The 23128-nt window shown below is 60.4% G+C and carries 19 protein-coding genes and 2 pseudogenes; 6 read left to right on the top strand and 15 right to left on the bottom strand.

The window, feature by feature from the left end; all coding sequences use genetic code 11:
- Window positions 1-381 precede the first annotated feature (381 nt).
- A complete protein-coding gene (ftsH, locus tag NKJ46_RS32725; protein ID WP_352671249.1) occupies window positions 382-2316 on the top strand; it encodes an ATP-dependent zinc metalloprotease FtsH in 1935 nt (644 codons plus the stop codon).
- A 91-nt stretch (window positions 2317-2407) separates the two neighbouring features.
- On the opposite strand, the gene NKJ46_RS32720 is transcribed toward ftsH, so the two are convergent.
- From NKJ46_RS32720 to NKJ46_RS32690, 7 genes are all read right to left on the bottom strand, one after another.
- Complete coding sequence (locus tag NKJ46_RS32720; RefSeq protein WP_352671246.1) at window positions 2408-3265, bottom strand: protein-L-isoaspartate O-methyltransferase family protein; 858 nt, start codon at window positions 3263-3265, stop codon at window positions 2408-2410.
- Window positions 3266-3453: 188 nt separating this feature from the next.
- A complete protein-coding gene (locus NKJ46_RS32715) occupies window positions 3454-5085 on the bottom strand; it encodes an ABC transporter ATP-binding protein (RefSeq protein ID WP_352671244.1) in 1632 nt (543 codons plus the stop codon).
- Window positions 5075-5959, bottom strand: a complete 885-nt coding sequence (locus tag NKJ46_RS32710; protein ID WP_352671241.1) for an ABC transporter permease — start codon at window positions 5957-5959, stop codon at window positions 5075-5077. Before NKJ46_RS32710 ends, NKJ46_RS32715 begins: the two co-directional genes overlap by 11 nt.
- Entirely contained in the window at window positions 5956-7002 is a 1047-nt protein-coding gene (locus NKJ46_RS32705) for an ABC transporter permease (RefSeq protein WP_352671238.1), read from the bottom strand. The genes NKJ46_RS32710 and NKJ46_RS32705 overlap by 4 nt, the downstream gene beginning before the upstream one ends.
- Window positions 7003-7102: 100 nt before the next feature.
- On the bottom strand, window positions 7103-8710 hold the full coding sequence (locus tag NKJ46_RS32700) for an ABC transporter substrate-binding protein (RefSeq protein ID WP_352671236.1): 1608 nt from the start codon (window positions 8708-8710) through the stop codon (window positions 7103-7105).
- Between the two features lie 113 nt (window positions 8711-8823).
- Window positions 8824-9177: a Rieske (2Fe-2S) protein gene (locus NKJ46_RS32695; protein WP_352671233.1), complete on the bottom strand. Its 354-nt coding sequence runs from the start codon at window positions 9175-9177 to the stop codon at window positions 8824-8826.
- An 11-nt stretch (window positions 9178-9188) separates the two neighbouring features.
- A complete protein-coding gene (locus NKJ46_RS32690; RefSeq protein ID WP_352503721.1) occupies window positions 9189-10271 on the bottom strand; it encodes an amidohydrolase family protein in 1083 nt (360 codons plus the stop codon).
- Between the two features lie 134 nt (window positions 10272-10405).
- Between NKJ46_RS32690 and NKJ46_RS32685 the strand changes: the two genes are divergently transcribed.
- Together NKJ46_RS32685 and NKJ46_RS32680 are read left to right on the top strand one after the other, a co-directional pair.
- Complete coding sequence (locus NKJ46_RS32685) at window positions 10406-11263, top strand: LysR family transcriptional regulator (RefSeq protein ID WP_352671230.1); 858 nt, start codon at window positions 10406-10408, stop codon at window positions 11261-11263.
- Between the two features lie 190 nt (window positions 11264-11453).
- A complete protein-coding gene (locus tag NKJ46_RS32680; RefSeq protein ID WP_352671227.1) occupies window positions 11454-12431 on the top strand; it encodes an FAD-binding oxidoreductase in 978 nt (325 codons plus the stop codon).
- 212 nt (window positions 12432-12643) lie between these two features.
- On the opposite strand, the gene NKJ46_RS32675 is transcribed toward NKJ46_RS32680, so the two are convergent.
- The 4 genes from NKJ46_RS32675 to NKJ46_RS32660 form a co-directional block, all read right to left on the bottom strand.
- Window positions 12644-13771: a LacI family DNA-binding transcriptional regulator gene (locus NKJ46_RS32675; RefSeq protein ID WP_352671224.1), complete on the bottom strand. Its 1128-nt coding sequence runs from the start codon at window positions 13769-13771 to the stop codon at window positions 12644-12646.
- Window positions 13772-13881: 110 nt separating this feature from the next.
- Window positions 13882-15411, bottom strand: coding sequence for an amino acid ABC transporter permease/ATP-binding protein (locus NKJ46_RS32670; RefSeq protein ID WP_352671221.1), 1530 nt, complete (start codon window positions 15409-15411; stop codon window positions 13882-13884).
- 76 nt (window positions 15412-15487) lie between these two features.
- The gene (locus NKJ46_RS32665) at window positions 15488-16324 is read right to left on the bottom strand and encodes an ABC transporter substrate-binding protein (RefSeq protein ID WP_352671218.1); all 837 of its coding nucleotides are present in this window, start codon (window positions 16322-16324) and stop codon (window positions 15488-15490) included.
- Window positions 16325-16483: 159 nt separating this feature from the next.
- Entirely contained in the window at window positions 16484-17350 is an 867-nt protein-coding gene (locus tag NKJ46_RS32660) for a PfkB family carbohydrate kinase (RefSeq protein WP_352671215.1), read from the bottom strand.
- Window positions 17351-17450: 100 nt separating this feature from the next.
- Here NKJ46_RS32660 and NKJ46_RS32655 point away from each other — a divergent pair, with 100 nt between their 5' ends.
- The 3 genes from NKJ46_RS32655 (at window position 17451) to NKJ46_RS32645 (ending at window position 20364) form a co-directional block, all read left to right on the top strand.
- Entirely contained in the window at window positions 17451-18452 is a 1002-nt protein-coding gene (locus tag NKJ46_RS32655) for an SIS domain-containing protein (protein ID WP_352671213.1), read from the top strand.
- Window positions 18453-18513: 61 nt separating this feature from the next.
- On the top strand, window positions 18514-19641 hold the full coding sequence (locus NKJ46_RS32650; protein WP_352671210.1) for an NAD(P)/FAD-dependent oxidoreductase: 1128 nt from the start codon (window positions 18514-18516) through the stop codon (window positions 19639-19641).
- 480 nt (window positions 19642-20121) lie between these two features.
- Window positions 20122-20364 (top strand): type II toxin-antitoxin system Phd/YefM family antitoxin, encoded by a 243-nt coding sequence (locus tag NKJ46_RS32645; protein ID WP_352671208.1) that lies wholly within the window; start codon window positions 20122-20124, stop codon window positions 20362-20364.
- A gap of 576 nt (window positions 20365-20940) precedes the next feature.
- Here NKJ46_RS32645 and NKJ46_RS32640 read toward each other — a convergent pair.
- The 4 genes and pseudogenes from NKJ46_RS32640 to NKJ46_RS32625 form a co-directional block, all read right to left on the bottom strand.
- A pseudogene (locus NKJ46_RS32640) lies at window positions 20941-21364 on the bottom strand (TA system VapC family ribonuclease toxin).
- A complete protein-coding gene (locus tag NKJ46_RS32635; RefSeq protein ID WP_352671205.1) occupies window positions 21361-21588 on the bottom strand; it encodes a CopG family transcriptional regulator in 228 nt (75 codons plus the stop codon). The pseudogene NKJ46_RS32640 and the gene NKJ46_RS32635 overlap by 4 nt, the downstream one beginning before the upstream one ends.
- A 134-nt stretch (window positions 21589-21722) precedes the next feature.
- Window positions 21723-21845, bottom strand: a pseudogene (locus tag NKJ46_RS32630) (EamA family transporter); the annotation flags it as partial.
- A gap of 76 nt (window positions 21846-21921) precedes the next feature.
- Entirely contained in the window at window positions 21922-22947 is a 1026-nt protein-coding gene (locus tag NKJ46_RS32625) for a zinc-binding alcohol dehydrogenase family protein (RefSeq protein ID WP_352671252.1), read from the bottom strand.
- Between the last annotated feature and the right edge of the window lie 181 nt (window positions 22948-23128).

Raw genomic sequence — 23128 nt, 5'->3', positions numbered from 1 at the left:
CCCCCCCACCCTGCCCCATCCCCCCCGGGCGCCACCCGCCGCGGGGGCCAAACCCCCGTGCCCAAACCGGGCGCCCCCGCGGCAAACTGTTTCCCCCCCCCCCCCGGGGGGGGCCCCCCCCCACAACCGCCGCCATTTCGCAGGCGCTTGCCGGCGAGTGCAATGCAGCCGTCAACCGCAATTTCAACAACGCATGACGGACTTTATCCAGCGGAAGAAACAGCACGACCGGTCGGCCGGGCATGCCGCGCAGGAAAGGACAATGCAGCCCCATCATCGTCGACGGCTGGTCTGGGCCTCCCGTTTTTTTGCGCCGGACCCGGCCTGCACCGATGCCGCGCGGCCCGGGCGACCTATATCCGTTTCCTTCTGGAGGCCGCCATGGACATGAGCAACAGAAAGACGCGGTTCAATATCTGGTACTGGGTCGCGGCGTTCGTGGGCGTGATGGTCGTCCAGTACATCTATGCCACGACGCAGCACGTCGCCCAAATACCGTACAGCCAGTTCGAGGCCTTGCTGAACGCCGGCAAAATCGCCGAGGTTCAGGTTTCGGACCGCTTCATCCAGGGCCGTTTCAAGGAGCCACAAGACGGCCGGCCGCTGTTTATCACCACACGCGTCGAGCCGAACCTCGCCCGTGACCTGCAGGAGCACGGTGTCACGGTGACCGGCCAGGTCGAAAGCACCTTGCTGAGCGACCTGCTTTCCTGGGTTGTGCCGGTGCTCGTCTTCTTTGGCCTGTGGATGCTGCTTCTAAGACGCATGAACGGCGGCGTCGGAGGTCTGATGCAAATCGGCCGGAGCAAGGCTAGGATTTATGTCGAAGCCAATACCGGGGTGACGTTCGACGATGTGGCGGGGGTCGATGAAGCCAAGGCCGAGCTGCAGGAGATTGTGGATTTTCTGAAGAACCCAGGCGAATACGGCCGCCTCGGAGGCCGCATGCCCAAAGGCGTGCTGCTGGTCGGCCCGCCGGGCACGGGCAAGACCCTGCTCGCCAAGGCCGTCGCGGGCGAAGCCAAGGTTCCGTTCTTCTCGATCTCCGGTTCGGAGTTCGTCGAGATGTTCGTGGGGGTCGGGGCCGCGCGCGTGCGCGATCTTTTCGAGCAGGCGCGGTCCAAGGCCCCCGCCATCATATTTATCGACGAGCTCGACGCTCTTGGCCGCGCCCGCGGGACCATGGTCGGCGGCCACGACGAAAAGGAGCAGACGCTCAACCAGCTTCTGGTCGAACTCGACGGTTTCGATCCACAGATCGGCGTCGTGCTGCTGGCCGCGACGAACCGTCCCGAGATCCTTGACCCGGCACTTCTGCGCGCCGGCCGTTTCGACCGCCAGGTATTGGTCGACCGGCCCGACAAGCAGGGTCGCATCAAGATCCTGCAGGTTCACATGAGCAAGGCCAAGCTGGCGACGGATGTCGATGCCGAAAAAGTGGCGGCGCTGACGCCCGGTTTCACCGGTGCTGACCTGGCCAATCTCGTGAACGAGGCGACGTTGCTCGCCACGCGCCGCAAGGCGGATGCGGTAACGATGGACGATTTCAATAATGCGGTGGAGCGCATCGTCGCGGGACTGGAGAAACGCAACCGGCTCCTGAACCCTAAGGAGCGCGAGATCGTCGCTTACCATGAAATGGGTCATGCGCTGGTAGCCATGGCGCTACCTGGCGTCGACCCGGTGCACAAGGTGTCGATCATACCACGCGGCGTCGGCGCGCTCGGCTACACTATCCAGCGTCCGACCGAGGACCGCTTCCTGATGACACGCGAGGAGCTGGACAACAAGATGGCAGTGCTGCTCGGCGGCAGGGCGGCCGAATGGATCGTATTCGGCCATCTGTCCACCGGAGCCGCCGATGATCTCGTCAAGGTAACCGACATAGCGCGCGCCATGGTGACGCGTTACGGCATGTCGGCAAAACTCGGGCACGTGGCGCTGGAAAAGGATCCACGCTCCTTCCTGAGCCCCAATCCGCTCGCCGGCGGACCGCGCGAGCACGATTACGGCGAAGCCGCCGCCGATGCCATCGACGCGGAAGTGCGCGACATTGTGGAGGCCGCGTTCGAACGAACCGTCAGCCTGCTCAGCGAGCAGCGCGACGTGCTGGAAAGGGCGGCACGCAGGCTGCTCGAGACCGAGACGCTCGACGAGACCGAACTTGCGTCGCTGGTCGGAGACCTCTCGGCGGCGGATCGCGCTGTGCGGGATGGGTCTAGTCAGTCGTCGGACAAGAGAAAGCCTGCGCTGCAGCCGGCCAGGACCGGGGCTGCAATCCCCACGCGCGGTTCGGGGAAATTTCGGACGCAATAATGATGTTTCGGACTGCTCTCGACGGCATAGATCGCTCGTGGAAAGCCGTGCCGCACGCTACGACGGTGACACGCAAGATCGACATCGATCTCTAGGCTTTGGAAATCCAGTATGTGTCGGTCACCAACCAAGCGTTCTCGAGGCCATTTTTTGGTCGCCCTCGGTGATATTGGGCGAGACGGGTGACCTTGCCTCGCGCAGCCTTGAGGGCGGCCATCAAGGCCCTTTCTTCGTCACTGCGCCTGGCTCCGCTGCAGGGGTAAAACCCGCATGGCACCAGTGATCGTACGGGAAAGGTATCGCCAGCCCTTTCCAGGAGCATCATGAAACCTCGTCGGTCTTCACCTGTGAACGGCAATGCCATCCGGCCAGCATCGGACAAATTTGAAAGCCACCGTTCCGGCACGTGCGTCACTCCGGCAAAAGCGATCACGACATCGAGGTCTGGCAGATCAACCGCCTGGGTTGCATCACCGGACACCACTTCGACATGGGCATAATGAGCAAGGTTGCTTTGTGCGCGCCGAGCTAGTTCTTCGTCGATCTCATAGCCAATCACGCGTCCTTCTGAACCCGTCAGTTCAGCGAGGATGGCGGTGAAATAGCCGACACCGGCGCCCACCTGAAGGACAGTCTGGCCGGGCGTGATGTTCAGATGGTCGAAAACCAATGCCCAAAGCGACGGCAAGCCGCTGTTAAGTCCGCGTTTTTCGTCAAGCAAGACCAGAACGTCGTGATAAATCTCATGAAGTGCGGCTGAAGGGCTGGTATGGACCGCCCCGATTTGCAATCTCGAATGGATACGCCATGGCCCGTCGCCAAGATACTGTTCGCGCGGAACCTTTGCGAAGGCCTCGATGACCGCAGGGTTGTGCAAAACAGGTGATGCGACACGCAGGTCTTCGGCAAACCACCGGCGCGCTTCACTAGCATCGGTTCTTGTCGGCATGGAATTTCGGCTCCCGGATTGCGCGCACTCCATCATGCTCTCAGAAAACTGAGGGACGGCAAAGGGCGCCTATCCTCGTATGGACGGGGCGGATGCGCGCTGTCCGTTTGCGATCGAGCGCGGTTTCGCCGAGCGCCTACCGCGAGACTGTAAACCGTGGCGATATGGAAGAACACTCTGCCCGATGATCACATCCTCCGGCTGGCAAGCAGCCTTGTCAGCCAATCCGGATCCATTTCGGGCACGGAGGACAAAAGCCGCTCGGTATAGGGGGCATGCGGGGGCGTGAGAATTTCGCTCTTTAATCCCTGCTCAACGACTTTACCCTGGTGCATGACCACAATTTCGTCGGCGATCGCTCGCACGGTGGCAATGTCATGGGTGATGAAAATGTAGCTCATGCCGAGCTCGCGCTGAAGCCGCATTAAGAGCTTCAGGATTTCTTCCTGCACAATCTGGTCGAGCGCGGACGTGATTTCGTCGCAGATGATGAGTTCCGGATCGGCGGCCAACGCTCGGGCGATGCAAACGCGCTGCTTCTGGCCGCCCGACAGTTCGGCTGGCAGACGATCAAGGTAAGTGTCGCTCATCTCGACCATGTGCATGAGTTCGCCGACTCGCCGATCCCGCTGCGCACCCTTGAGGCCAAGATAGAATTCAAGCGGCCGAGCTATGACTTCTTCGACCGTCTGGCGCGGATTTAGCGCGTTGTCGGGCATTTGATAAATCATCTGTATGCGGCGCAGGATCTCTTTTGTGCGCGTATTCAGGGTCTTAGAAAGGGCCTGGCCGGCAAAGGAAATCGACCCCGAAAGTGGCGGTAGCAGGCCGGTAACGACGCGAGCGAGCGTCGATTTCCCGGAACCGGATTCGCCGACCACAGCCACTGTTCTTCCACGTGGAACTTTGAGGGACACATCCTGGAGCACCTTAACCGCCCGGCCGTAGGCCGCCGTGACGTTGTCTATCGTAAGCAGATATTCATCGGCCGGAACTTCGGGCTTCGCGAGCTTGCGTACGGCCCAGAGCGTTTTGGTATATTCCTGGCTGGGCGACGCGAGCATCTGGCGCGTTTCTGCCTCCTCCACGGTTTGTCCATGGCGTAAAACCATGATTCGGTCCGCCATTTGCGCCACCACCGCCAGATCGTGCGTCACATAGATTGCAGCGGTGTTGAACTCCTCCACGATGTTGCGAATGGAGGCGAGAACTTCGACCTGCGTTGTCACGTCGAGCGCCGTCGTTGGCTCGTCAAAGACGATGAGGTCCGGACGGCAAACCATCGCCATCGCGGTCATCGCCCGTTGCAGCTGTCCCCCGGAAACCTGATGAGGATAGCGAAAGCCGATGGTCTCCGGATCTGGAAGCTGAAGACGCCGATAAAGATCGACGGCACTGCGGTTCGCTTTCTCTCGGCTGGCAATCCCATGCGCCACCACAGTTTCGACAGTCTGATCGAGGAGCCGGTGGGCCGGATTGAAAGAGGCCGCGGCGCTTTGCGCGACATAGGCGATACGGGAGCCTCTGAGGCGACGCCGCCCTGTTTCGCTCAGTGCCAGAAGATCGATCCCGTCGAACAGGATCGATCCCTGTGTAATACGGCAGCCCGGCTTGGCGTAACCCATCGCCGCGAGGCCAATGGTGGATTTGCCGGCGCCTGACTCGCCGATCAGGCCAAGAACCTCCCCCCGCTTCAGCGCCAGATCGACCCCGCGGACAATGGGATGCCACCGCTCGTCCGAGAAACCCTCCACATGCAGATTGCGGATCTGAAGCAGATCCTTGCCTTTTTCGCGCGAGGCCGGATCGCTACCTTTCATCGCGCAACCCGCTCGTTGCGTGCAGGAACCAGTCCACGACGAAATTCACGGAGACCGTGAGGAGGGCAATCGCGCCCGCCGGCAGCAGCGGCGTGACATCGCCGTAGGTGATCAGGGTCGCATTCTCACGCACCATCGATCCCCAATCGGCGGTCGGTGGCTGAATACCGACGCCCAGAAAGGACAGTGCCGCGATTGTGAGGAATACGAAGCAAAATCGCAGGCCGAACTCCGCGACCAGCGGCGGCATAACGTTGGGAAGGATTTCCTTGGCGATGATCCATTTCGGGCCTTCGCCGCGCAATCGCGCTACTTCGACATATTCCATCACTGCCACGTTGAGCCCGACGGCGCGTGCGAGCCGAAAGACACGGGTAGAATCGAGCAGCGCAATGATGATTATCAGGCTGGTGATGGACGAGCCGAAGATCGAAAGCAGCACCAGGGCGAAGATAAGGCTTGGGATCGACATCAACACGTCCACCGCACGCGACAGTATCTGGTCCAGCCATCCTCTGTACAATGCAGCGAGAAGGCCGAGCGAGACGCCGACTGCGAAGGACAGCAGTGTGGTCGCGATGGCGATACCGATGGTGTTGCGCGCACCGTAAATCAAGCGCGTGAGCATATCGCGGCCGAGCTGGTCGGTTCCCAATTTGAACTGTTGGCTCCACGGTGCGAAGGCTTCGCTGAAGACCTGCGTTTCGCCGTATGGGGCGATCCAGTGCGCAAAGACCGCAACGATGACATAGCCGATGATCACGAGGATGCCGAACCAGGCACTGAAGGGTGCCTTCTTCAGCGCCGTTTTGGCCCGGGTGGCGCGCGAGCGCCTCAGCCTGTGAACCTGAGCGATGGGTTCGTAGCTGGTCATCGTGGATGCAAGAGCCTGGGATTGGTGGCGATGGAAATGATGTCGGCTGTCAGATTGAGGAGGATATAGGTCGCCGCGAAAATCAGGGCGCAAGCCTGGACAACCGGAACATCCCTTGATTTGACCGCGTCGACCATCAGCTGACCGATGCCGGGATAGACGAACACCACTTCGACGACGACCACTCCGACGACGAGATAAGCAAGGTTGAAAGCCACTACCGTCACGATCGGAGCCCATGCGTTGGGCAAGGCATGCCTGAGTACGATGGCCATGGGCGACATTCCCTTGAGACGCGCCATGTCGATATAGGGGCTTGCGAGCATGTTTATGATCGCCGCTCGTGTCATGCGCATCATGTGTGCCACGATGACGAGCGTAAGCGTGGTCGCCGGCAAGGCTACTCTCCAGACGTGGTCCCAGAACGGCGTCTGGTCGTTCACGTTGGACAATGTCGGGAACTTGGGAACTGCGTTGAGTATCCAGTTCACTGACACTGCGAGCCAGTGCGGCAGGGATTGTGCGAACTCGGATCCGATGAATGTGTCGCGCGAGATGACCAGGTAGGCAAGCATATAGGCGACGAAAAACTCCGGAAACGAAATGGTTGTCAGCGTCACTGCGTTCACCAGCCGGTCGAACCAGCCATTGCGGTAGAGCGCAGCGAGGATGCCCAGTCCCAGGGCCAGCGGAACTGCGATCAGCGCAGTCATCGATGCGAGGAACATCGTATTGTAGAGGCGCGGCGCGATGATTTCGGCGACGGTGCGCCGATATCCGGTGCGGCTCGCGAAGGAAGACCCGAAATCACCGTGGAGCATCTGCCCGACCCAGACGAAGTAGCGCTCGACAGGCGGACGGTCGATCCCAATTTCTCGCTGGAAGGCGGCGACCGTTTCGGGTGTTGCGGATTGTCCGAGCATTGCCTTGGCGAAGTCGCCCGGCAGCATTGCAATCGCAGAGAAGATAATGATGGAGACGATGAACAGTGTGACCAGGCCGAGGCCAAGGCGCTGCAGAACCGTTCTTGCGACCGCGTTCATTTGCTCGCGTTCCGCGTTGCCGTCGCTGCCCTGCCACACCCGGCAGGGCACGCGACTGCAAGCCGAAACCCAGTAGCCATCGCGGGTCCGGCCCGCACTCTCACGCAGTCGCGATCCACCAGCGTTCGGCCATCTTCAGTCCATCATTCTCCCAGTTCGGCGCCACTTCGCCATGTGCGAGCTTATTGGATTTGGCGCTGACGAAATTGTTGAAGACCAGCACGATGCTGCCGCCATCATCATGGGTCAGTTGCTGCATCTCGGCATACATTGCCGCCCGCTTGGCCTCGTCCGTCTCGGCGCGTGCCTGGACAAGCAACTCGTTGAAGCGGGGATTTTTCCAGAACGACTCGTTCCAGCTGGAATCGGCGGCGAAGGCTTGCGTGAACATCCAGTCGGCCGTCGCGCGACCGCTCCAATAGGAAGCGCACCAAGGTTTCTTGAGCCAGACATTGTCCCAATAGGCGTCCTCGGCCTCGCGCACCACGTTCACGTCGATGCCGCACTGGGCTGCCGTCTCGCGGATCAGCGCAGCCGCATCCACCGCGCCTGCAAAAGCGGCATCGGCGACCGAGAGGTCCACCTTCAGTTTCTCCATTCCAGCCTTTATCAGATAATGCTTGGCCTTCTCCGGATCGAAACTGTGTTGCGGCTGCGGGTTCGTGGCGAATTTGATCGCCGGCGCGATCGGGTTGTCGTTGGCCACAGTGGCGTGGCCGAGAAAGATCTTGTCGACGATCTCCTGACGGTTGATCGCCCACTTTAAGGCCATTCGGACATCCGGATTATCGAACGGCGCCATCGTGACATTCATCGGCAGGGTATAGTGGCCATAGCCGGTGACCTCGACGATCTCCACCTTGGGGTTGCGTTTCAACATGCCGAGGGTCTTGAGGTCGGCGCGGCCAATATAGTCCACCTCCCCTGTCGATAACGCGGCCATGCGAGCGGCGAGATCGGTGATGGCGATGAACTCCACCTCGTCGAGATAGGGTTTGCCGTTCTTGAAGTAGTTGGGATTGCGCTTGAGTTTGGCCGAAACGCCGGGCTGGAAATTCTCAAGCACGAAAGCGCCGGTGCGAACGCCCGATCCCCAATCCGCCTTGCCGTCCTTGGCCGGCATGATGACCAGATGGTAGTCACTCATGATGTAGGGGAAATCGGCGTTGCCGCTTTTCAGCGTGAAGACAACCGTCTCCGGACCATCCGCCTTGATGCTGGCGACGGGCTCAAGCAGCGGCTTCGCCGCCGACTTAGTTTCGTCGCCCATATGATAGCGCAGCGAAGTCACGACGTCGTCCGCCGTCACATTCTTGCCGTTGTGGAAGGTTGCGCCCTTGCGCAGCTTGAAGACCCAGGTTTTGGCGCCATCGGACGATTCAAAGCTCTCGGCTAGGTCCGGTTGGACGTTGCCTTTCGCGTCGACCTCGGTGAGGCTGTTGGACATCGAGCCCGAGAACGCTGTCTGTGTGAAGGTGTCCAGGTAGCCGGCCGGATCGATCGAATCCGTCGTTGCGCCATGTGCCATGCCGAGCTTGGCGAAGCCGCCCTGCAGCGGTGCGGCCCGGGCCGTGCTGACGAAGAGCTTGTCCGCAGCGGTGACCGTCAGCCCAGCGGCTAGCCCAAGATGAATGAAGTCGCGACGAGAAATCTTGCCGCGGCCAATCAGGCTTTGAGCGATACCAAGCTTGTATTCAGATTCTGACATTTGACTCTCCCATTGCGGATTTTCCGCGTTATTGTTCGTCACGCACCCTGTGAAGAAATCTGCTCGTCAGCCGCGATTGTCCTTTCTTCTGACTGCTCAAATCCGCACCTTGATCAGGCTGTCACGTAGATGCTGCCCGCCTCGACGGTGACTGGAAATGTGCGCGCGCGAACGGACGGATCGACCAGCGCCGCGCCTGATTTGATGTCGAATTCCCAGCCATGCCAGGCGCAGCGCACGATCTCGTTTTCGCGGTGATAGATGAATTGCGCCTCTTCGACCGGTGCAGTTGTTCCGCATTGCGGCCCCTCGCAAAGCGGAGCGCCTCGGTGCGGACAAACGTTGAGCAGCGCGTGGAATGAGTCTCCGACGCGAAAAACGCCGACCGAAAGGCTGTGGACCTTGGCGATGAAGGGAGATCCGGTTTCGATCTCGTCGACGCGGCAGATGTATGTCTTCTCGGGCATCGTGTGCTTCCTCAGGCGGCGTTCGCCGCTTGCGCGCGGGGGATGCGCTTGTAAACCTCCAGCGCATTCAGCCCCATGATCTTGCTCTTCCAGGCCGGGGGGATTTGCAGCGTGTTGGCATCGTCGTAATCCCAATGCGGATAATCGGAGGCAAACATCAGCGTGTTTTCGCCATCCATCGCCTCGAGAGTGGACCAGAGATGTTGGATATTGGCGGGCTGCTCCAGCGGCTGCGTGGAAAAGCGGATGTTGCGCCGGCAGTATTCGGACGGCAGCATCTTCAGCCATGGCGTCTCTTTGCGTAGCGCTTTGTAATCGGCGTCCAGGCGCCACAATACCGACGGCACCCAGGCGACGCCGCACTCGATGACCACGAAGTAGAGGTCCGGCCATTTTTCGAAGACGCCATGCGCAATCATGCTTGCCACATGCGAAATCGCTGACATGTGCAGGATGGCATGAGTCTCCCAGAAGAATGTCGTCGGGGCCGGAGCAATCGCGGTCGAATTCACGCCGCCATGGCCGCCCAGATGAATAGCAAAGGGCAGCCCCACTTCGGCACAGGCCTCGTAGATCGGATGGTAAAACGGATCGCCATATGGCTTGACGGAGCCTTGTGAGGCGAGAACCTGAACCATGCGCGGGTGATTGCCCAGACGGCGTATCTCGGCGGCCGCGAGCTTCGGATCCTGTGGCGCGACGATGATCGAGCCCATGAAGCGATCGTCCTTCGGCAGCCATTGGTCGATCTGGTAGTCATTGTAGGCGCTGACGAGGGCGCTGGCATAATAGGGATTGGCGAGGGTGGAAGCCTCGATCGGCTCATCGCCGGTCAGGATCGCCACATCGACCTTGTACTTGTCCAGGTGCTTTTCCTTCATGATGAGATAGTTGTCGGCTTCTGTTTTCGGACGGACGTCCTTGCGGGAGAAGTCCTGCGGATGAAACCAGGGACGATGGCCATGCGGGAAGGCGCCAACGGGACCTGTCTTCTCGCCTTCGACGAACATGTCCTTCCATAGGCCGGAAAGGTAAGGCTCCAATACGGTCGCGCTTGACCAGTAGTTGTGACAATCGCAGTCGACTATGAACACGTTGATCAGCTCCGTAGCTTCAGCCTGGTCGATCTGCCGGCCAATTTCACCGAGTGCAGCTTCCGCCTTGAGTATTGTTTGATCAAGCTTATGATCCTGCGCAATATGATCGACTTTTTCGATCGGGGTGTCCCGTGCAGCTAGATCACATCGAAACCTTTCTCGACATCATCGAGTCGCGAAACTTCAACCGTACCGCCGATCGGTTGGGATTGACGCAGTCGACGATCAGCACCCGCATCAAGAATCTGGAGAGTGCTATCGGGTCGGAGCTCTTTCAGCGTGGGCGTGCCGGTGCTGAGCCGACAGCCGCAGGGCGGCGGTTCGAAGCCTATGCCAGATCCTTGCTGTCGACCTGGTCGCAAGCTCGACACGATGTGCGAGCGTTCAACCGTTTCGAGGGCACGTTGCGCATCGCCGCACAGGTGGGCATGACCCGCTCGGTGCTGCCGGGATGGGTCGAGACACTGTGCCAGGCCCTTCCCAAATCCTCGATCCATGTCGAGTCGGATTATTCGAACCAGATGGTCAGCGACCTAAGCATGGGAAATCTCGATATCGCCGTGCTTTATGCGCCTCGTTATCTGCCTGAGATCGCCTACGAGCATCTGATGGTCGAGGAATATGTGATGGTTTCGACGACTGCCAGAACGCTGTCCGACGTCGACCCTGAAACCTACATTCGCCCCGGCTACACCGCCGTGCTGGAAAAGACGCACGCAGAGCTGCTGGCCCAGTTGGCGATCTGCCGGCTTTCGACGGGATCGGAAACTCTAGCGGAGATCTTGCTGCGGCGAACGGGCGGCACCTGCTATATGCGCAGCGACGATGCGCGCAGGTTCACGGCCGAGCTCCCATCGTTCCTCGTCGAGGGAGCGCCGACGCTGCACCAGCCAGTCCACACCGCGATACTTGCGCGCCGCAAACACGAACCCATCATTCGCAAGGGCATTAGAGCCCTCCAGGTGGCTGTAATGTCACTGGAAGTTTAATCGAAATTGCCGATCATAAAGGCAGGATTGCGCGGCTGTTCAGCGGGTTTTGAAGTGGCATCTTGGCTCGACTTCAAACCCGAGTTGAATGATGAACGCACACGCGGCCTTAGGAGCCCCCGGCTTCGCCCCAACAAGGCTTCACCGGCAGTGGGCACAGACCACCCCTCAACTTGTGCTCTGCCGGCGCGTGATCGACGAAACGCACGATGTGAAAACATTCGTTCTCACACCCGCTTCAGATCGGATGTTCTGCTTCAGCGCTGGCCAGTATGTTCTGGTGCACCTGAGCATCGACGGTGCCGCGGTGACGCGCTCCTACTCTGTTTCGTCACCACCGACGCGGCCGCTAGACCTTCAGATCACCGTGAAACGGACGCCGGGCGGGCTCGTTTCGAATTGGCTCCATGACAATTTGAAGCCGGGTGATGGGATCGAGATCGAAGGGCCGCTCGGCTCGTTCAATCTCGATGATCTGCCGCACGGAAAGTCCCTCTTCCTTTCGGGTGGCAGCGGGATAACTCCCGTCATGTCGATGCTGCGCGCATTTACCGACCGCGCAGCCGACCAGGATATCCGCTTCATTCACAGTGCGAGAACGCCGGACGACATCATCTTTCGGCTCGAACTGGACGCACTTGCCGCTCGCTTTCCCAATGTTCAAGTGACTTGCATTTGCAGTCAGAAAGACCCGGCCTGGACGGGTCCAACCGGGCGAATTAACAGTGAGATGCTTTTGAACCTGGTTCCCGATCTCCATAGCCACACGATTTTTGCCTGTGGGCCGGAATCCTACATGAAGGCAGCGCGCGGCTGGCTGGAGGCAATCGGGCTCGCCCCTTCACAGTATCATGAGGAGAGCTTCGGAGGCGGCAATGTTTCGCGCTCGGTATCGGATTCAAAGGTTTCGTCTTCGGTCCGCTTCGCCCGCTCAGGCATTGCGCATTACTGCGCGACCGGAGAGACCCTGCTGGAAGCTGCGCGCCAATGTGGCATCTACGTTCCCACCGCTTGCCAGCAGGGAATTTGCGGTACATGCCGGATCGCCAAGCTGTCCGGCGAAGTTGTCATGGATGACTTGGGCGGGCTGTCATCGGAAGACAAATCGGCAGGCTACGTCCTGGCGTGCTGCAGCCGCCCGCAAGGCGACGTTTTGCTTGATCTCTGATTGTACCCATCGCGGAACGAAATCGGGCAGCCTTGGCGTTCAACGACCAAGCCATACACTGCGACCGCAAGTGATTACTAGGTTTCGTAACCCGGATGGGTTCTTTCTGGCGCAGCTCACGCTGGGCATCGCAGGCAACAAAAGTCCTACGCACCAATACGCTTGAGCTCAGCCGTTGCATGGGACCGACCTCGACGGCAATTCGGCTCCAGCTACACCGTCGCGGCCGGATCAGGGGCGTTGCGGTTGAGATGAACCGCAATCGAATTACGGTTCACCAAGCGAGCCGCGAGGATACGGTGTTCAAACGGTGCGGTGTCCCCAGCCAGCCTCTTCAAGAGAAGCTCGGCCGCCGTCGCCCCGATCAGATGCGCCGGCTGCGCGATGGCTGTGATACCCTGGGCCACGAACTGCATCCAGTCGAGATCGTCGAAGCAAAGCAGCGAGACCTCTCCCGGAATCGCAAGCTTCAGTGCGGATGTCGCCTCGAGAACCCCTGTCGACATCACACCGTCGGCGGTGAACAGGGCGGACGGCGCATTGCGCATTGTCAGCAGATCGAGTGCCTCCTTACGGGCTGCCTCGCTGGAATAGACCGCCACGCGGCGGATCAACTGAGGATCCGGCGAAATGCCCGCAGCGCGATGGGCTTCGAGATAGCCCAACAAGCGTTGCCAGCTTGGGTGATGGTAGCGAACGTCGGAGCTGGAGAGATCAGCGTTTGCTACAAAGGAGCCAACATCATCGCGCTGGTCCGGCCCGAGTTCCGCCAATATTCCGATGCGGCTGTGTCCGGCGGCGATGATCGCCGCGATGCTGCTACGCGTTACAGAAACATTGTCGACCACGACTGAATCGGTTTCCAGGCCCGCAACCATGCGGTCGAACTGCACGACGGGACAGCGGGCTGCGACTGCCTCACGAAGATGATCCGCTTCGTCCCCGAAAGTCGATGAGACAATTAAACCGTCGACCTGCTTTTCCAGCAGCAGCTGCACCGCCTCTCGCTCGAGTTCGGCATTTTCGTCACTATTCGTAACGATAACCCCGAAGCCGCCACGGCGCGCCATATCTCCTATTCCGCGCAGCACGCTCGCGTAGAACGGGCTTTCGATGTCGCCAACCACAACTCCGATAGTCTGCGTCTTACCGGTGATCAGACCTTTGGCCAGGCGATTGGGGCGATAGCCCAGCTCAGCTGCAGCGGCGCGCACCTTCTCTTGGACCTCGGGGCTGCTGTAGCCGTAGTCACCAAGCACACGCCCCGCCGTGGCGGAACTCACCCCGGCCCGGCGAGCGACCTCTATGATGGTTGCGTTTTTCGACAATCTTTCAGTCACTCGGCAAACCCCGCCGCCAATGCGCGCGTTGTGACGGCGACCTAGCGGCAGTTAAGCCCGCCCCGCAAGGCCGAACACTGCAACCCTCGCGGTTGCGCACACCATTGCAATCACAGTACCTCTGACAGAAAGCGCCGAAGACGTGGACTCTGCGGATTGTCGAAAAGGTCCTCTGGCCGTCCTGCCTCGACGATCCGCCCCTCGTCCATGAACACGACCTGGTTCGCGACCTTACGAGCAAAGTTCATCTCGTGTGTGACGACCACCATCGTCATCCCGCCGCGACCGAGATCGGCCATCAAATTGAGGACACCCTTGACCAATTCTGGATCGAGCGCGCTGGTGACTTCGTCGAACAGCATGATTTCGGGTTCGAGGGCGAGCGCACGCGCGATTGCCACCCGCTGCTGTTGCCCGCCCGAGAGATTGGCTGGCCGGTGATCCTTGCGCTCCAGCAGTCCGACTTCATGCAGCCTCGCCAAGGCCGCGCCCTCAGCCTCCTCGCGCGACATGCGTTTCACCTTGCGCAGAGCCAGAGTGATGTTGGCGAGCGCGCTGCGGTCGGGGAACAGATTGAACTGCTGGAAAACCATGCCGACGCGCCGCCGAAGTTGGTCAGGGGTCTGTTTGTAGATGCTTTCGCCGTCGAGCAGAATGTCACCGGCTCGACATTCTACGAGGCGATTGAGGCAACGCAGCAAGGTCGACTTGCCCGAGCCGGACGGACCGATGAGGCAGGTGACGGTCCCGGGCTGCACCTTCAGACTGACGTCATGCAGCACCTGGACGGCGCCGTAGGCCATGTCGATACTCTTGACCTCGATGCCGCCCCCCTTGAACCGTGTGGGCGTTGCTGCAGGCGACGTCGCTGTGCCCGGCACGACGGCTTCGGCAAGCTCAGCGACTTCCTTGAGGCCGCTCTGCACGGCGGTTACTCGTTTGCCGACGCGCATGCGCGCGTCGATGTAATTGACGAGATGGGTCAGCGGCACCGTGATCACGAGATAGAACACGCCGGCCAGCAACAGCGGTGACAGATTGCCGGTCAGCACGGCCTGATCCTGGCCGACGCGGAACAGTTCGCGTTCGGAGGCGAGCAGACCAAGGAAATAGACCAGGCTGGAGTCTTTGACATTGCCGATGAACTGGTTGACCAGTGCAGGCAGGACGCGACGGATGCCTTGCGGGATCACCACCAGGCGCATGCCTTGGCCATACGTCATACCGAGAGTCCGCGTGGCGTCGATCTGACCTCGCTCTACGCTCTGAATGCCGGCGCGGAAAATCTCCCCTATGTAGGCGCCCGCAATAAGGCTGAGCGCCAGAATGCCCAGCGGATAAGGCGATGGACCGAACAGATCTCGGCCCAACCGCGCGAAGCCTTGGCCAATGATCAGGATCGTGACAATGGCAGGAAGCCCACGGAAGATATCGGTGTAGACTCGGGCCAGGAGTTTCAGTGGCCGGTTCTCGGAAATCCCCATCACGGCGAGTACGATACCGATCAGCGTCCCGAAAAACGTCGAGGCAAGGGCCAGGATCAAGGTGTTCTTGAGGCCGACCATCACCATGTTCGGCAGAACTTCTGCCATCGCCTGGAAATCCAGGAAGCTCCGGGCGAAGTTGTCGAACCAGCTCATATCAAGTCCATCTACAACTCGGCCGGGCACCGTTGCTCACGGGCCCGGCCGGAAACGATAACGAATACGCGCGAATTTATTTCTTTGGCAGATATTGATCCGGCATTGGGGTACCCGGGAACCATTTCTCGTGAAGTCGTTTCCAGGTGCCATCGTCCATGGCCTCTCGCAACGCCTTGTTGAGCGCTTCTCGGAAGGCGTCGTTGCCCTTCTTGACCACGAACCCGGCTGGCGCATCGAAGGACGGGACGTTCATTGTTATTTTCAGGTTCTTATAGCGCTCAACATACTGCTTGGCCGACTCATAGTCGGTGAAATGGCCGTCGATCGTACCGTTGTTCAGCGCCGCCACCGCAGTGTTGTTGTCGGGGAATTTGACGATGTCGCCCTTCAGGTTCTTCTCGGCATAGATTTCCTGCAGCGTTCCCTGGATCACGCCGATGCGCTTTCCGGCGGTGCTCTCATTGCTCGTCAGAGCCGGATCAGCCGAAATGATCGACAGGTAGCCGGCGAGATAGCCGTCGCCAAAATCCACGGTCTTCTTGCGCTCCGCGGTCGTGCCAATGGCGGCGACAGCGACGTCGAAGCGACCGTTGGCGACGGAGGGCAGTAGCGCCGAGAATTCCTGGCCGGTGAAAACGACCTGCTCTTCCTTGAACCCGAGCCGGCGCGCCACGTCGCGGAAGAGTTGAGCGTCGAAGCCGGTGAAGTTGCCGTTGGCGTCGGTGAAGACATAGGGCTTCGCATCGCCCATGGTTCCGACGCTGATCACCGTCGGGTCGATGAGGTTGTAGGGGTTGTCGGCCGCTTTTGCCTGCGTCGATGCGGCCAACGTGCCAAGTCCTGTCACCAGGGCGATCGCCAGCGCCAGACCGGATTTCACAAGTTGGCGCCTGCTCGAATTCGTTTGCATGTCTTCTCCTCTTACGATTGGCCGAAGTCGGCCTGCGGTCCCACTCGACGTCTCATTCATCAAAACGCTCTTCACGGCCTTTGATTGGAGAATGAGAACGTTATCACTTCAACTAGCATCGTCCATTTCTCGCGTCAATTGCTCCGTTGAATTTCGCAGCTAGACGGTTCTCCCGTCTTGAATGTGCCGAGCTCCGCGGAGGACCTTCGGCGTGATCTTTCCTAGGTCGATTGCTGCCGCATAGCCGATAGCCCCGTGGTGCCGGCAGGTAGCAGCTGCCGCCTCCGCGGCTTGGCCAAGAATGTCCTGAGGTGCCTCTTGTTTAAGCAGGCCGAATAGCGTTCTTGCGATGAAGGTGTCGCCCGCGCCCAGGGTGTCGACGGGTTCGACCAACCGCGCCGGGGTTCGGCAAGAGACGGTGTCGCCGTGAAGCACGGCGCCGGCTCGACCACGAGTCACAAGAACCCACTTTGAACCGCATGCAAGCAATTCGGCCGCGACTGCGGCCAATTCCTTGTCGTCGAGACCGTCACCCGAGACACAAGCCAGATAGCAATAGGGTCCAATCTCACGCCGATGTCCCGGTTCCCGTCGCGTGGAAAAATCATACGACAACAGTGACTTACTTGATACAGCGGCAACCCACGGATCCAAACCGCTGGACTGGCCGATGTGGACGGCCTGAAAGCCCGAGAGAAAATCAAGATCTTCTTGAGTCGGCGTGAACACCGAAACTCCGAGATCGAAGTCCAGGAAAATCCGATCGGCGTTGCGGTGACCTATGAGGCAGTAGGCGGTCGGCCCTTCGAGGCGCCGCAATCGGGTGACATCCACGCGGTCGGACTTAAGTGCGGCGTGGATCAAGTCCCCTGCCCGGTCTTTGCCAATCGCCCCAACATAGGCCGACTGCCCGCCGAAGCGGCTGACATAGACCGAGACATTGAGGCAATTTCCGCCAGGATACATCTCACCGCGAGCGAGATAACAATCGACCACGTTGTCGCCCATCGCGGCAATCTTGACCATCGCAGCACTTTCAGTTTAAAGGATATGAGAACGTTCGCACAATGGCCCGCTGGCTGTCAATGCGCGCGCCCCAAGTTCTGTCAACGAGAAGAGGAACCCCATGATTTCCGCGCTCCCCGCCGACATTGAACGCGCCCTGACAGCTACGGCGGGGAAGCACTTTTCGCATCTATTCCTCGTGGCGTGCGGCGGCTCGCTGTCGATCATGATGGCAGGCAAATACTTCGTCGATCGTTGCAGCGGCATATTCGCCTGCGACATCTACAATGCGGATGAGTTCGTCTGCCGAGATCCACGACGGTTGGGGCCTGACACGCTCGTTGTCCTTTGCTCGCAGACCGGAACCACGAACGAGACCGTGCGAGCAGCCAGTCACGCAAGAAATCGAGGCGCAACGACAATCGGCATGACGCTTGACCAGCTATCGCCCCTCGCGCGCGCCGTCGACCACCCTGTGGCGTACCAGGCCTCCTACACGACGGGCAAAGAAATCGATTCAGCCTGCAGCAATTACGGCGTGCTCTATATGTTGCTGGCCGGCCTAATCGATGCTCGGGAGAATGCCGGGCTGACCACCGATCTGCTGATGAGCCTCAACCATCTTCAGCCAGCGATCGAACGTGCGCACCGGACTTATGCCGAACGCTTTCAGGCCTTCGTACCCCGTTTCGCGCCGTGCAATACAATCTACACCCTGGCCAGCGGTGCTGGCTACGGTGCGGCGTATTCCTACGCCATCTGCGTGTTGATGGAGATGCAGTGGTACGACTCGCAAGCCATACACGCCAACGAGTTCTTTCACGGCCCGTTCGAGGTGGTGGACCGGGATACTTGCTTCGTGGTCTTGATGGGTTTGGACGAGACGAGGCACCTTACGGAGCGCGCCCGCGATTTCCTTTTCAAGTACGGCAGCCGGGAAAACATCCTGGTGCTCGATGGAGCGGAACTCGACCTCAGCGGTATGTCCGAATACATCAAACCCTATCTCGTGCCCTTGATCTTTTTCGACACTCTATGGCGTTTTGCCTACGAGCTGGCCGGTCTGCGCGGCCGGCCGATGCTAGAGGGCCGCCGCTACATGAAGAAGCTCACCGACTACTAGTTCCGCCGCGCTCTGCAGATCCAACAGCTCCCAGTCCATCTCTGCGTAGAAAGATTTTTCCATGACTGCATCCCCAAAGCCGCGCCATGTCGTTGTTATCGGCGCGGGCATCTTCGGCATCTCTTCCGCGCTGCACCTTGCTCGTCTTGGCCTTGATGTAACCATTGTCAACGACGGCGCACCGGCCAACGGTGCATCCGGCCGTTCACTTTCCTGGCTGAACTCAGCGCGACGTGCGGACACTGCCTATCACCGCTTGAGGCTAGCAGGCATCGACCGTTATCGGACCCTGGCCGCCACAAGGCCGGAAACGGCGTCGTGGCTTCGCTTTGACGGCGGCCTCACCTGGGATGCGGATGATGAGGCGAACCAGATCGCGTCCATCTGCCAGCTGGAGCAGGATATTGGTTATGACGCGCTTCTGCTCGGCCCTGCCGAAGTCGGCGCAGTAACGCCCGGTGTCAACGCCAGCGCAATCACCCCGCAGGGCGCCATCTTCAATCCTGGTGAAGGATGGGTTGACCTGCCCTGCCTGATCGATCTGCTGCTCAATGAATTCCGCTCCCGCGGCGGCAGGCTTGTTCGGGACGCCGGACGGGTGCGGATAGATGCCACCGGTGGTCGCGCGCGCAGCGTGGTCACTGCTGACGGTGTGCCGGTAAAGGCGGATGCAGTGGTCCTTGCGGTTGGACCAGCGACGCCTGCCATGCTTGCGGAGATCGGGGTCCATGTCCCCGACGCCACGCCGATTTCACTTCTCTTGAAGACCAAGCCTATCAAGACAGAGCTCCGTGCCGTGCTGAATACGCCCCGCGTGGCGGTGCGCCCGACGCCGGATGGCGCACTTGTTTTGGATTCAGCGTGGTCGGAGGAAGAAGTCCTGGTCAACTCTGACGGAACCTACACCGTGCACGACAAGACCGTCAAAGGACTGCTCGAGGAGGCTAGTGCGGTGCTCGAGGGCAATCCGCGGCTCCAACTTGCTACCTATGCAGTTGGCCCGAAGCCTATCCCCGGCGACGGCGAGCCAGTGCTTGGCTCCGTCGAGACCGTCGCCGGGCTTCACGTCGCCTTCAGCCACAGCGGCGCCACGCTTGGATTAATCGCCGGCGAATTGCTTGCCAAAGAAATCGCCTCTGGCAATCCGCATCCCATGCTTGCAACGTTCCGCCCTAATCGTTTCAGCTGAAAGGGCAATTGGGGCAAGGTCGAACCGTCCAGATGGGCCGCGGGCCTGGGGAATCTTGCCCTTGCCGAGCGAGGGATGACAGGATCGCGTGATCAGGTCGTCGTCCTACGGCAACAGAGACGGCGAGAGTGTCGGCACTGCGCGTCCAAGTACGAACGCCAAAGAGGATGCCCCGCAAACTTGGTCAGATAGCCACTCGCCACTGCAGTGCGCTGACCGCGACAAGTTGCGCAAGCTTCCGCCAGGAAAATCGGACACTGCGCACGATCAGACGCCCGTTCCTCCAGAACGATTTCGCCTTGTCGAGAGAGGGCCCGCCTTGCGGCGTGCGAGGGGTCGGCACTGACTTGACCAAGCCTTGACCAAGGGTCAGGATTGCGCCGATCGTCGCGTATAAGAGCGATTGTGGGTAATCCACACTCAGCTCAGCGGCAAGAACACGGCTCGCCACGTTGGCCTCGACGCGAGCAAGAACAGGAAATGACCATCAAGGTGAAAGTTGGCGAGGCCAAGACGCATCTCTCGGAACTGCTTTCAAAGCTCGAAGCCGGCGAGGAGGCGACTATTTCGGGTGGCAACGATCCCATCGCGAATCTGTCGCGGATTCAACGGCGCAACGGTGTCGAGGCCGCCATCGAAGAGATCAGCGCTGCCCGCGTCCGTGCCAAGCCCGTGACGCAGGACGAAATTCGGGCCTGGCGCGATGAAGGAAGCCGCGCTTGATGGTGATCATCGTCTGATGCCTTTCGTTGTCGACCTTTCCATGGCGGCTGCCTGGATTCTTCCTGATGGAGACAGCGAGGCGGCGGCCGCCCTGACGCGACGATTGCCGGGAACACGGCGCCTGTCCCTTCCCTGTTCTGGCAAGAGGCGCGGAACGTCGTCTAGATGGCCGAGCGGCGTGGCCGCCTCACGGCGGGCGAAGCTGCCACCACCATGGCACGGCTGCGCCGATTGCCTCTAGAGGACGCGGGCGGCGGGTCGGACGGCGCGGTGCTGACGCTAGCGGCGTCGCACGGGCGCAGCGCCTATGACGCCGGCCTAACTTGCCCTGTTAATCGAAACCGAGTTGCCGCTGGCCACCCTCGATCGCAAGCTCGCACTTGCCGCGCGCGGCCAGGGGGTCCGAATTCTCGGGCCGCTCGCGAATGGGAACTGACCCCTTCGCTCGACCACCTGCTTATGTCGTTCGACATGCCGAAACCTTCGACCCTCTCGATTCCGAACTGCCATTGGACCGCCGCGATTTTCTCACCGAAAAACCCGAGAAGATCGAAGGTGGACCGCATCGAAGAGTCTCTACCTTGTGGGAATCAGATGCAGTGCAGACTTGCCGCCCTTCACGGCCGCCGCTGACAGCTTGCGATCAAAGCTGGCAAGTTGGCCGCCGCGCTTTGGCGAGCGCGAGAAGATAGGTATCGGTGACCTGTCCCGAGGTCAGGATTTTCGCTGGATCGATGTCGCCGGAGCCAACCAGGCTCACATCGTCGGGCCAGAAGCTGTGCCCGGGCAGAGTCCCCAACTTGGCAACGATTTGCGCAACGATGGCGGGCGAGCCGGGAGAATTGGGATATCTTTGGTTGCCGACGATGCGCAGGACGCCGTTTTCGGTGATGGGACACGTAGCCCATGCGGAGTTACCGGTCTCTTCGAACCAGCCATGGGCGACGTGGCCAGGATCGATCAACGCGACCAGCACGTTGACGTCGAGCAGGAACGTCACGGCAGTTGGTCTCGCAGGGCGTTGACCGTCTCAAGCGTGACAGGAGGTGCATCCGGCCGAGGCGACAGAAGAGGAATCCCGTTGGGCTCGCCGCCGGCTTGAGACCGGCGCAGCGAGCGCCGGGCGAGATCACTGATGACCTCGCCGAGGCTGCGATCCTGCTGCCGGGCAATGGCCTTGGCCGCGACCAGGACGTCGTCATCAATCGCCAGTGTGGTTCTCATATCGCCCTCCTTGGTGCGCATCAAACATCACGCATCATGTAGAAAAGCGAGGTCGGATGCTCAAGCGGTGCGAATACCCAGCGGACTTTGCTTGGAACACGTTTGCGCCGGAAGGATCGTCGCTCCACGGCTTCACCCTTGTATGCAACGAGAACTGCGCCCGCTGTAATCAGTGAAACGCCAAGCCAGTTCGGCAGGAACAATTGTTCTCTGAGGAAAACCACGCCGAATGCCGTGTCAAGCGCGACGCTTAGCCTTGCGTTACCGAGCAACTCCCCCTCCCACAATGCAGCGCCAGGGCTGCGATGACATGTCTTGACAGTGTTGCCGAAGTCAGCCAGATGCCGCTACGTCGATAACGGCCTTGATCAGACCGGACTTCTGCTGCGCCCACATTGCGATGTCGCGTGGGCTGTCGCGCAGGGTGGTGCGGTGGGTGACGAGCTGGTCGATTGGTATTTTTCCAGCGCGGATCGAGGTAATGACGTGCTGGAAATCGCTACGCGTCGCGTTGCGACTGCCGATCAGCATCATTTCCCGTTTGTGGAACTCTGGATCTGAGAAGGTTATGTCGTCCGGCACGACGCTGACCATCACCATGACGCCGCCATGGGCAACATAGGCAAAGGCAGACTGCATCGAACGGCTGTTCCCCGTGGCGTCGAAGACGACGTCGAAACCTGCTCCCGCAGTTCGCTCCGCTATCGTTTCGGCGATCGATCCCTTCGACCCGTCGATCACCAGGAAACCCAGTTGCCTTGCGGCAAAGGCCAGCCGCTCGCTATCGACGTCCATGACGGTCACGTTGAGTTGCGCAATGCGCGCAAAAAGCGCGGTGCCGAGGCCGATCGGCCCGGCACCGATAACCAAGGTGCGAATGCCCGGTCCCGCCATAGATCTGCGGACCGCGTGGGCACCGATGGCCAGAAACTCGACCATGGCAGCCTCGACCGGTGACAGGCCGGCCGCTGGTATCAAGTTCTGCGCCGGCACGAGAATCTGCTCACTCATGGCACCGTCACGGTGCACGCCAAGCACCTCAACCGCCATGCAGCAGTTAGGCTTGCCCTGGCGGCAGGCGGCACAGTTTCCGCAGGCAAGATAGGGGTTGACGAGGATTTGCTCTCCGACCGACAGGTCCACCGGCGCGTTGATTGCCGCGATTGTTCCCGAAACCTCATGGCCCATGACGCGCGGATAGGCGAGATAAGGATGCCTGCCCTCGAAGATGTGGTAGTCGGTTCCGCATATCCCGACAAAGGCGACATTGACCAGTGCCCAGCCTTCGGGCGGAGCGCCTGGTGCCTGCTGCTCCTCAAACACCAGTCTGCCGGGCTCGGCGCATCGCACGACTTTGATGGTGGGGTCCATGACTGGAATTCACCCCTTGCTAAGCTGGAGTCCGGCAACAGGAAGTGGTGGGGGGGGGGCAAACCCCCCCCCCCCGGGGGGGTACGCGAAAAACATAACCGTATGGGGCGGGAACCCCCCCCCCCCCCGGGGCCCAATAGCCGGCGCCCGGTGCCCCACCGAGGGCGGG

The sequence above is a fragment of the Mesorhizobium sp. M0166 genome, from assembly GCF_040322255.1.
In the GTDB taxonomy this organism is placed as follows: Bacteria; Pseudomonadota; Alphaproteobacteria; order Rhizobiales; family Rhizobiaceae; genus Mesorhizobium.
Note: the sequence above shows the minus strand (reverse complement) of the source record. Positions and strands in the feature narration are given on the sequence as shown.